Source organism: Actinomyces sp. HMT897 (assembly GCF_016626125.1).
Taxonomy (GTDB): Bacteria; Actinomycetota; Actinomycetes; order Actinomycetales; family Actinomycetaceae; genus Actinomyces.
Map to the genome: position 1 here is coordinate 3,155,132 of NZ_CP067336.1, position 10,764 is coordinate 3,165,895.

The window sequence follows — 10,764 nt, forward strand, 5'->3', positions numbered from 1 at the left end:
CCAGCCGATCCTCATTGGTGAGACCGGCCGCACCCGCGTGCCGGGTCCGGGCGGGGGGCGGGGGTCGCGACGCCCAGGGGCCGGGCGCAGGCCGACCCCGGCGGTCCCGGGCCGGTAGGCTCCTGCCATGCTCCGCCGAACTGACCTGCGCCGCTCCGACCTGTCAGCCCGCCAGCTCGCCGCGGTCCTGCCGCGCGCCGAGGTCGACGTCGCCTCCGCCCTCCAGGCGGTGGCCCCCGTCCTGGCTGACGTGCGCCGGCGCGGGGCCGCCGCCCTGCGTGACGCCGCCGAGCGCTTCGACGGCGTGCGCCCCGAGCACCTGCGGGTCCCCGCCTCCGCCCTGGCCCGGGCCCTGGAGGACCTTGACCCCGCGGTCCGCCAGGCGCTGGAGCTCTCCGTCTCCCACAACCGTGCCGGGCACGCCGCCCAGCTGCCCACCGGGCGCAGCACGCAGGTCGTCCCCGGGGGCGTGGTCACCCAGCGCTGGGTCCCGGTGCGCCGCGTGGGCCTCTACGTCCCCGGGGGCCTGGCCGTCTACCCCTCCAGCGTGGTCATGAACGCGGTGGCGGCCCAGGTGGCGGGCGTGGAGCAGGTCGCCCTGGCCTCCCCGCCCCAGGCGGCCTTCTCGGGCCTGCCCCACCCCACCATCCTGGCGGCCTGCGCGCTGCTGGGGGTGGAGGAGGTCTACGCCGTCGGCGGGGCGCAGGCCATTGCCATGCTGGCCTACGGCGCCGCCGTCGAGGACGACGTGGACCGTGCCGACGCCGGGGGTGAGGTGCTGTGCGAGCCGGTGGACGTGGTCACCGGCCCGGGCAACGTCTACGTGGCCGCCGCCAAGCGGGCGGTGCGGGGGGTGGTCGGCATTGACGCGGAGGCCGGGCCCACCGAGATCATGGTCCTGGCCGACGCCACCGCCGACGCCGAGTACGTGGCCGCCGACCTCCTGTCCCAGGCCGAGCACGACCCCCAGGCCGGCAGCGTCCTGGTCACCGACTCCGAGGCGCTGGCCGACGCCGTGGACGCCGCCCTGGAGCGGAGGCTGGCGGCCACCCGGCACCGGCAGCGGGCCGGGACCGCCCTGCGGGGCCCCCAGTCCGGCGTCGTGCTGGTGCGGGACACCGAGCAGGCCCTGGCCGTGGCCGACGCCTACGCCCCCGAGCACCTGGAGGTACAGACCGCCGACGCCGCCCGGCTGGCCCGGCGGGTGCGCAGTGCCGGGGCGGTCTTCGTGGGGCCCTACAGCCCGGTGCCCCTGGGCGACTACCTGGCCGGCTCCAACCACGTCCTGCCCACCGGCGGCACGGCGCGCTTCACCGGCGGGCTGTCCGTCATGTCCTACCTCAAGCCGGTCCAGGTGGTGGAGTACGACGCCTCCGCCCTGGAGGCGGTGGCCGGGCCGCTGACGGCCCTGGCCGAGGCCGAGGACCTGCCTGCCCACGGCGAGGCGGTCCAGGCCCGCCACCCCCGCGAGAACGGTACTTATTCTTCGTGAGAACGGTACTTGTTGCTCGCGAGAACGGTACTTGTTGCTCGCGAGAACGGTACTTGTTGCTCGCGAGAACGGTACTTGTTGCCCGTGAGAACGGTACTTGTTCGTGCCGAGAACGGTACTTGTTCCTCGTGAGAACGGGAGAGTCATTCAGGACGCCTATGACTCCTGCCCTGATCTGCGAGGAGGCCTATACCTGGTAGTCCTCGGGGCGATCCACTGACACTCGGCGAGGGGCAAGGGGCATCCTGCGACGAGTGGTCTCCAGAGCGTTCTCCCATGTCGCCTGCTGGGGCCTGGCGGCTGCCAGCAGACTGAGTCGGGTGCGGGGGCACGATGGGCGTGCCACGCAGATCCCCGAGCCTCCGAGCCTGGCGTGCCGCACAGGTCCCGAGCTTCCGAGCCTGGCTCCCCGCGAGCACCCCTCCCGTTCTCACGAAGAATAAGTACCGTTCTCGCGGCGAACAAGTACCGTTCTCGCGAGCAATAAGTACCGTTCTCGCGGCAAATAAGTACCGTTCTCGCGGAGGGGAGGGGCGGCGGGGTGCGGAGGGGCGGGCGCCTAGATCCAGTCGTGGCGGCGCATGATCCACCACATGCCCACGCCCGACCCCAGGGTCAGGAGGCAGGTCAGGACGTACCCGAAGGTGTTGCCAAAGCCCGGGAACGGCACGTTCTGACCGAACCAGCCGGTCACGAAGGTAATGGCGGCCAGCACCGCCGCCCAGCCCGAGAGCTTCTTCATGACCACGTTCAGGCGCGCGTCCTGCAGCGCCAGGTGGGTGTCGAAGATGGTGCTGATCATGTCGCGCAGGGACTCGCTCCACTCCCCGGCACGCAGCACGTGGTCGGTCAGGTCGGAGTACCACGGGTCCAGCTGCACCAGCTCCAGGCGGCGGTTGCGCCACAGGATATTGACCAGGTCCCGCATGGGCAGCACCACCCGGCGCAGCGCCACGAGCTTCTTGCGCATGGCGTAGGCCTCCCGCTGGAAGTCCGGGCCAGGCCCGTCGACGTCAAAGAGCTGGTCCTCCAGGTGGTCAATGTGCTCGTCAAGATCCTGGATGGTGGAGAAGTAGCCGTCCACAATGACGTCCAGCAGGCCGTGGACCAGCGCGAACGGCCCCAGGCGCAGCATGTCCCCGGCGGTGTGCCAGCGTTCCAGGACCGGTTCCATGTCAAAGCCGTTGCCGCGGCGGATGGTAATGAGCCCGTAGGGGGAGATAAAGGCGGAGACGCGGTGCAGCAGGAGGCCGTCGCCGTCAGGGTCCTCGGCGCTGGCCTGGGGGAGCACGTCCGGCGTCAAGGTGGTGGCGTAGGCCACGAAGAAGGCGTGGTCTCCGTGGTGCGTGGCCTTGGCCCGCTCAAAGGGCGCAATGGCGTCCTCCACGGAGGTGGGCTCGAGGCTGAGCTCCTCGGCCAGGAGGACCAGCGTGGCCGGGTCGGGGTCCACCAGGTCGATCCACACCAGGGAGGTCGGGTCCTCGATCTGCGCGGCAATGTGGCCCAGGGGCAGGACGGTGGACGTCTTCTCCCCGTCACGCCAGATAACGGAGTTGACCTCTCCCGCACGGGCGGGTTGCGTCATAGGAGATACAGACATAAGCCTATGATCACACTCACAGCGGCTGTGTGCTGTGATCTGAGGCCGGAGAGCCGTCTTCGGGACCGGCCCGGCGGCACCGGTGCCCGACGCCGCCCCGGGCCTGGTGCCCGACGCCGTCCTGTTCCCGGTGCCGAACCACCCGCCCTGTCCGACGCCGCCGCCCCGGGCCCGGTGTCCGACGCCGCCGCCCCGCCCTCGGCGCCGGATACCGCCCTGGGCCCGGACGCCGCCGCCTCCGGGCGCCGTGCTGCACGCGGCGCCGTCTGCCGCGACGGGCTGGTCGGGGCCATCGCCTCCGGGCGCCGTGCTGCCGTGCTGCACGCGCTCGTCACCTGCCCTCAGCGCTGGGCCAGCACCAGGGGGTGGACTGCTGCGGCACCGGCCTGGCGCAGCAGGGAGGTGGCCACCGTGAGCGTCCAGCCTGAGCCGGTCCAGTCGTCCACGAGGACCACGGTGGCCCCCTGCAGCCTCCCCAGCGCGGCAGCGGACCAGGCACCCAGGCTCAGGCTGCGGGCCACCTGTGCCAGGCGGAAGGCCGAGCCGACGTCGTGACGTGGTGGCTCGTCCCCGCTGACGCCCACGATCCCCAGGGCCCTGCCCCTAAGACGGTTCGCGACGGCCCGGCCCAGCTGGCGCACCAGGCGCGGCCGGGTACGGGAGTCCACAATGACCACGGCCAGCGGCCCCCGCCCCTCGTCGCCCGCCTGAGTGCCGGCGTCGGCCTGGCGGACGACCTCGCCGAGGCGGTCAACCACCTCCAGGAAGGGGGCGCGCAGGGCCCGGGGGACCTCACCGTCTCGCCCGGAGAGCACCAGGTCCCGCAGCGGAGCGGAGATCCCCAGACCGTCCAGGCGGCCGAGGGCCATGCCCGCCCCGGCCTGCTCGTCGACGCCGATGCGGCCCCTGTAGCGCGCCAGCCCCAGGCGGTCCATGCCCGTGGGCCACTGACGACGCGCACGCAGCTCCACGCCCGTGCGTGCCAGTGCCTGGCGGGCGGCACCGACCTGCCCGGCGTCGGGCGCCTGGGGCAGGACCAGCCCGCCGCACAGGTCACAGGCCCCGCAGCGCCAGCCCTCAGTGACCTCAGGGTCGTCAAGGGCCTGTCGCAGGAACGCCATACGGCACGCCCCGGTGCTGGCGATGGTGCCAGCCCCGGCGACGGTGCCAGCCCCGGTGCCGCCCCTGTTCACGTCGTCCGCGGGGCGCGGTGCCCCACCGAGGCGAGGGACGACGCCGCCGCGCCTAGCCCCCGGGTGCTCGGCCCCCAGGTGCTCGTAGGCGACCATGGCCTCCTGCTCGGCCAGCCGGGCCGCCTCCACCCGGGCGTAGCGGTCGGCGTCGTAGACCCAGGGGCGGCCGGTGGGCTCCCACCCGCCGCGCACCCGTCTCACCGCCCCGTCCACGTCCAGGACCTTGAGCATGGACTCCAGGCGGGTGCGGCGCAGTGAGGTGAGGGTCTCCAGCGCGGGCGTGGACATGGGGCCGCCGCCAGCCGCCTGCCGGGCGGCCATCCCCTCCAGGACGGCACGCACCTCCTCCTCCGGGGGGAAGCCCTGGGAGCCGAACCACTCCCAGATGGAGCGGTCCTCCCTCCCGGGCAGGAGGACCACCTCGGCCCGTTCCACCCCGCGCCCGGCGCGGCCCACCTGCTGGTAGTAGCTCACCGGTGAGGAGGGAGCCCCCACGTGCACCACGAAGGTGAGGTCGGGCTTGTCGAAGCCCATGCCCAGGGCCGAGGTGGCGACCAGGGCCTTGACCCGGTTGGCCTTGAGGTCCTCCTCCAGGTGCTCGCGCTCGGCGGGGTCGGTCTGGCCGGTGTAGGTCGCCACCTCCAGGCCCGCCTGACGCAGGTGCTCGGTGACCTCCCCGGCCGCGGCGACGGTCAGGCAGTAGACGATGCCGCTGCCCGGCACGTGCTGGAGGTAGGCGGCCAGCCAGGCCAGGCGGGTGGCGGCGTCGGGCAGGATGCGTACCCCCAGGTGCAGGGAGTCCCGCTGGAGGCTGCCGCGCAGCACCAGGACGCCTGGACCGGCCGGGTCGCCACCCGCGAGGGCGCTACCGGCTGCGCCTCCGGTGGGGGTGCTGTAGCGGCGCGAGGCACTGGCAGCTTCCTCCCGGGTTGTGCCTCCGGGTGCGGGGGTGCTACCGGCTGCCGGGGCGGATGGGGCGGCGTCCTTGACCCGGCCCGTGGGGGCCTGGCGGGCTGTGGTGGGGGCCTGGCGGCCCGTAGAGGTCTCCAGCTGCTCGGCGACGTCGGCCGTCACCCGGGCGTTGGCGGTGGCCGTGGTGGCCAGGACCGGGGTGCGGGGCGGCAGGGAGGCCAGCAGGGTGCGGATACGCCGGTAGTCGGGGCGGAAGTCGTGGCCCCAGTCCGAGATGCAGTGCGCCTCGTCGATCACCACGAGCCCGGCCCCGGCGGCCAGGTGGGGTAGGACCTCCTCACGGAAGACGGGGTTGTTGAGCCGCTCAGGGGAGACCAGCAGGACGTCCACCTCCCCGGCGCGCACCTGGGTCTGGATCTGGTCCCACTGGGTGGCGTTGGCCGAGTTCATGGTCACCGCGTGGATACCGGCCCGGCTGGCTGCCGCCACCTGGTCGCGCATGAGGGCCAGGAGCGGGGAGACAATGACCGTGGGGCCCGCACCGGGGCGGGGCGGCGAGCCTGCACCGGGGCGGGGCGGCGGGTCGCCCGGCCGCCAGGTGCCCCAGCCCTCGCGCAGCAGGACCGTGGCCACGAAGTACACCGCCGACTTGCCCCACCCGGTGCGCTGGACCACCAGGACCCGGCGGTGCCCCACCACCAGGGCCTCAATGGCCCGCCACTGGTCCTGGTGCAGGCGGGCGGTGGGGACGCCGACCAGGGCCCGCAGGACCTCCTCGGCACGCCGGTGGACGGGGGAGGGGCGCTCCCCCACGGCGGAGCCCCCGGCCGGCGTGCTGGCGCGCCAGCCGGGGGAGGGGCGGGTCTGCGCGGACGGCACCCTGGGCGGGGCCTCGTCCTGCCGGGCAGGAGCCGGGTGCCTGGGCGCCTCGTCCGCGTACCCGTGGAGCTGGTCGACGTCGTCCCCGTGCCTGGCCTCGGTGTCCCACCCGTCCACCTTCTTGGAAACGATCCTGCCGTCAATCGTCCTTGCCATAGGAGGATGGTACTGACCGAGGGCGCCGCCCGGGCGGGGGAGTGGGCGGAGGACTGGGCGCGCGCTCCTGGGACGCCACGGCCCCGAGCGTGCCGCCCGGGCGGGGGGAGTGTCTGTGGGGCCCAGGCTGGGGCGCAGGTGTCGTCCGGGCCCAGAGCTGGGGCCGGACGGCCGAGGCCGGGGGCTGGACGTGGCGCCCTGGCGGTGGGGTGTGGGCCTGCCGCCGCCCTGGCCCCGTCCTCAGACCACGCCCCGCCGGACCGCCCCGGGCCCTGACCCGCAGTCAGGTGGCCGCGTCCTGGGGTCGAGGACCACCTGATCCTTAAGTCCAGGAGGCGAGAAGGGCGTAGTTGCACATTCATCCCGGGTATGTCAGTGAGGTGTTGGCGTGATTCCAACGTTCTGCGCCCCTGGGTGGGGGCCGGAGACAGGATGAATGTGCAACGCGGGCGCCGTTGCACATTCATCCTGTTTCCAGGTCCCGGGCCGCTGACAGGATCCGCTTGATTCCAGCGTTCTTTGATCGCTGTTTGTAAAAAGAATGTGCAAGTCTCGGATCCCGGGCGGGCCCCGGCCCAGCGGGTCGCGGTACCGGCGGACGCAGCCCGGCCGCTCCGCCACCGTGTCCGCGTGGTGACCGGGGCAGGGGCCGGGTGCGTCCTAAGGTGGGCCCAGGAACCCAGGACCGTCGCCCACCTGCGCGGTCGCCCGCCAGAGGGAGGAAACGCTGTCATGATGGGGCACTCGCACGCCGTCTCCGGGGTGGCGGCCGGGATGGCCTTGTTCGGCACCGCGACCCTGAGCATCCCCCCGCTGGGTGCCGGGTCAGAGGTTACCACCATCCCCCTGGGCGCCGGGGTCGGCGACCTGTCCCTGACCCAGGTCGTCGCGGCGTCGCTCATTATGGGGGTGACGGCGCTCCTGCCGGACATCGACTCCCCCTCCTCGTCCGTCGCCACCGCGCTGCCCGGGGTCACCCGGCCTATTAGCCGCGTGATCGCCAAGGGCGGGCACCGGACCTGGACCCACAGCCTCATAGGTTTTGTCATTGCGGCCTTCCTGACCTATGACGTCACCTTCTGGACCGTCACGGTCAACGGCGTGGACGTACGCCCCGGCAACGGGATCGTCCTGGGCCTGCTCCTGGCCGTCGCCGCCCGCGCGCTCGGGGTGTCACGCAGCCGGGAGGGGACCCTGTGGTCCCTGTTCCTCATCGGCTTCGTGATCGGGACGTGGGCCCTGGGGGCCAGCTCCCTGTGGTTCATGCCCACGCTCGTGGCCGCCGGCATGTGGGTTCACCGGATAGGCGACGACATCACCACCCAGTCAGTCCACGGCCTCCTCTACCCGCTGTTCAAGACCCACCTGGCCAACCTGCCGGCCCTGCTGGGCGACGCGGGCAGCGGCCGGGAGCGCGTGCTCCGGGGGATCCTGTACGCCTACTGCCTGTACTGCTTCACCTACATGGTGGTCACCGGGCGCTGAGACGGTGCCGAGGCGGGTCCCCCTTGCCCCGCCTCCGCCAGAGCACCAGCACCGGTACGGCCACGACCAGGACCCCGGTCAGTGCCGCGACATACCCGCTCACCTTCCTGAAGGCCCCTGGGGCCGTGGCATCCGCCTGCCCGTCCACCGCGGCGCCCGGGCTGCCTGAGCCGCCGTCCGCCGCGCCCTGCGCCCCCGCCGCGCCCGTGGGTGCCGGTGCCGCCCAGTGGAAGGTGACGTGCGCCGAGACGGCGTTGTGGTCGGAGGCGAAGTGCACGGTCCCGTCGGGGTCCTTGCTCATGGTGCTCACGACCGCGTACTCCAGGACCGTGGGCCTGAGCGGGCCGCCCAGGAAGATATGGTCGATCTTGTCGGTGAACCTCCCTGTCTCGGTCAGCTGGTTCCACGTCGCCCCGTCGGCCAGGACGCTGCCGGCACTGCCGTAGGCGTCGGTGAACGCCCCTGATTCTGCCACCGTCCTCGCCGCCGACACCGGATCCTTCTGCAGGGTCGAGTTGAAGTCCCCGGACAGCATGACGGGCAGGTCCTCGGAGTTGATGCTCCTTATCTGTGAGAGGAGCACATTGGCCTGGTCCGCCTGGTGGCTGAGCCACTCCTCCCGCGGCACCCCCTTGCCTCCGGAGCCTATGGGGCCGTAGTTGGCGGCGATGTGGGTGTTGAACACGTACAGCTCCTGGCCGCTGGCCCGGCTCCGCAGCCGGACCCAGGAGGTGATATTGCGCGGCCAGCCAAAGCTCGACTCGGAGAAGTCGTCCGGGGTCTGGGACATGACAAAGCATCCCTGCGCAACCAGTATGAACCTGTCCCGCTTGTACGCAATAGGCTGCATCCAGGTCCGTGGCATAGGGTTGCTCGTGGAGAAGTTGCACCCATCCCTGTCGGTCGCGGCGAAGTCGTATGCCGACAGGTCGGTGGAGGCCCTGAGGTCCTCGATCTGGCTGGGGGTGGTGGACCCGTCCTTGCGTGTGAGCGCGGTCTGCACCTCCTGGAGGTTGACCACGTCCCAGTCGTTCTCCCTGATAATCCTGGGTATCGCCTGGGACCGGTGGTCGGGTTCGTACCACGACGTCGGGGGGACGTCGTTCGCCTCCCGGTAGGCCAGGATATTGAAGCTGCCGAGCCTCATATTCTCGTCAGTACCGTTACCGTCCTGGGCACGGGTCGTAGTCCCAGTAAGGAGGCCGCCCAGGAGGACCAACGTGAGCGCCAGTCCTGCGAACCTGCGATAGTGACCGTACATGTCCTTCTCTCACCGTGTCCACTAAAGTCTGCGGTGATTATTATATCACGACGGTATTACGCCCGGTCTGGTGCGCTGTCACCAGTGCGGTCGAGTCTGCCCGGGGCCAGGCCCGAGCTGGGCGCCGCGACCTCCGGGTATGACTGGGGCGTAAACGAGTCAAGATCCCCGACGCCTGCAAGGCGATGGGGGTGGCCGTCACCACCACCTTCGAGATGATGCGCCGGTGCGGGGCGCAGCTCGTCCTTCCCTGAGGTACAGGACGCGGGCTGCCCGCGGTCGCTTCCCGAGCCGGAGTACAGCCCGGCCGCGAAGGCCCCCAGCACCACGTCGAGGGCTGTCGCTCCCCGAGCCGGGGCGCAGCAGCTGGCGAACCAACACGTGAGTCAAATCATACAGGTACCAGTCGGGAGTGGGTTGACCGGGTGCAGAAGGTACCTGTAGTATCGGTGTCACCAAGAATCAACAGGTACCGTTAGGAAAGTCTTGAGCTGCTGCCCTGCGCGTGCCGGGCGTCGGAGCGCAGTGCGAGACCCGTCGTCCCGCCGCCCTGGACCACTCGAGGCCGGAGCCTTTCGGTGCCCCTAGCAGATCAGGAGGTTCCCATGAACGCCGACAGTGCGGACATGACCCCAGACACCACCCCGGATGCGAGGTCGCATCCTGACGCGAAGACAGAGACGACTATGAACCCCAACACCCACCTCGAGACCGCCTCGGGAACCAACTCGGGGTGCGCCCCCGAGGGAAGTGCCCCTGAGGGGAGTACCCCCGAGGAGGACGCCCCCGACCAGTGGGACGCCGCTCAGGACCCCGACGACCCTGCGGACTACCCGGACGAGGACTCCGCCCGAGCCCCGCTGCACGAGCGCTTCCGCCGCCTTCAGCGCCTCACGCGCCGTCGCCACATGGCGGCCCACCACGGCGGGCCCTTCGCCGACACCACCCGCGGCCGCGGCCGGGTGCTGGCTGCCCTGCGCATGCAGAGCCCCATCCCCACCCGCGAGCTCGCCTTCCTCCTCGACATCCGCCAGCAGTCCCTCAACGAGCTGCTCAAGAAGCTCCAGGCCGACGGCCTCGTCGAGCGCAGGCCCAGCGAGGAGGACCGCCGCGTCATGGTCGTCCACCTCACCCAGGCCGGCCGCGGCACGCCGCTGGGCGGGGCGCGCACCGACTACCTCAATGTCCTCACCGACGAGGAGGCCGCCACGTTGGCCGGGCTCCTGGACAAGGTCATCGACTCCCTCGAGACCCAGCTCGGGACGGATGCCGACGCCGAGTGCGGGCCCCGGTTCGACGAGGTGCGCAGGCGCATGGGCGCGGAGCGCTTCGAGGCCATGATGCGCATGCGTGAGCACGGCTTCGGGCCGTTCGGCCCCGGTGGTCCTGGGTTCGGTCCCGGTGGTCCCGGTGGTCCCGGGTTCGGCCCCGAGGCTGACGACGCCTTCGCTGGCGAGGGGCCCGGAGGCCGTGGCGGCCGCAGGGGCCACGGTGGCCGTGGGGCGCACGGAGGGCCGCGTCGTGGCGGACGTCCTGGTGGCGGCGTCCCCGGCTTCCCGGGTGAGGACTTCCCCGAGCGCGGCGCTCGGGGGTTCCGGCCCGGCCACCGTGGCCACGGCCACCCAGGCCGCGGGGCCCGCGCGTTCCTCGGTCGCTTCGGCGGCCAGGACTACTGAACCGGGCCCGCACATGGGTAGTCGAGGCGGGCGGCGTATGCGAGCGCGCACCGCCCCGTACCCACGCACCGTCCCGGGCCCGCGCGGGGGTAGGCTTGCGCCACACCCCT

The 10,764-nt window shown here is 72.0% G+C and carries 7 protein-coding genes; 4 read left to right on the forward strand and 3 right to left on the reverse strand.

Annotated elements, in window-relative coordinates:
• The first annotated feature begins 127 nt into the window (after window positions 1-127).
• The gene (gene hisD, locus JJJ15_RS12280) at window positions 128-1,492 is read left to right on the forward strand and encodes a histidinol dehydrogenase (protein WP_200510937.1); all 1,365 of its coding nucleotides are present in this window, start codon (window positions 128-130) and stop codon (window positions 1,490-1,492) included.
• 559 nt (window positions 1,493-2,051) lie between these two features.
• Here hisD and JJJ15_RS12285 read toward each other — a convergent pair.
• Window positions 2,052-3,092 (reverse strand): magnesium transporter CorA family protein, encoded by a 1,041-nt coding sequence (locus JJJ15_RS12285; protein ID WP_200510938.1) that lies wholly within the window; start codon window positions 3,090-3,092, stop codon window positions 2,052-2,054.
• Between the two features lie 341 nt (window positions 3,093-3,433).
• Entirely contained in the window at window positions 3,434-6,232 is a 2,799-nt protein-coding gene (locus JJJ15_RS13335; protein WP_246742072.1) for a DEAD/DEAH box helicase, read from the reverse strand.
• Window positions 6,233-6,964: 732 nt separating this feature from the next.
• Between JJJ15_RS13335 and JJJ15_RS12300 the strand changes: the two genes are divergently transcribed.
• Window positions 6,965-7,717, forward strand: coding sequence for a metal-dependent hydrolase (locus JJJ15_RS12300; RefSeq protein ID WP_106108894.1), 753 nt, complete (start codon window positions 6,965-6,967; stop codon window positions 7,715-7,717).
• Here the strand turns inward: JJJ15_RS12300 and JJJ15_RS12305 are convergent.
• A complete protein-coding gene (locus JJJ15_RS12305) occupies window positions 7,704-8,978 on the reverse strand; it encodes an endonuclease/exonuclease/phosphatase family protein (RefSeq protein ID WP_200510939.1) in 1,275 nt (424 codons plus the stop codon). The two genes, JJJ15_RS12300 and JJJ15_RS12305, sit on opposite strands and share 14 nt — an antisense overlap.
• A gap of 143 nt (window positions 8,979-9,121) precedes the next feature.
• On the opposite strand from JJJ15_RS12305, the gene JJJ15_RS13575 reads away from it, so the two are divergent.
• Together JJJ15_RS13575 and JJJ15_RS12315 are read left to right on the forward strand one after the other, a co-directional pair.
• A complete protein-coding gene (locus tag JJJ15_RS13575; RefSeq protein ID WP_200512082.1) occupies window positions 9,122-9,232 on the forward strand; it encodes a DUF4411 family protein in 111 nt (36 codons plus the stop codon).
• A 351-nt stretch (window positions 9,233-9,583) separates the two neighbouring features.
• Window positions 9,584-10,654 carry a MarR family transcriptional regulator gene (locus tag JJJ15_RS12315; RefSeq protein WP_246742073.1) on the forward strand — a complete coding sequence of 357 codons (1,071 nt, stop codon included), beginning with the start codon at window positions 9,584-9,586 and terminating at the stop codon, window positions 10,652-10,654.
• Window positions 10,655-10,764: the final 110 nt, after the last annotated feature.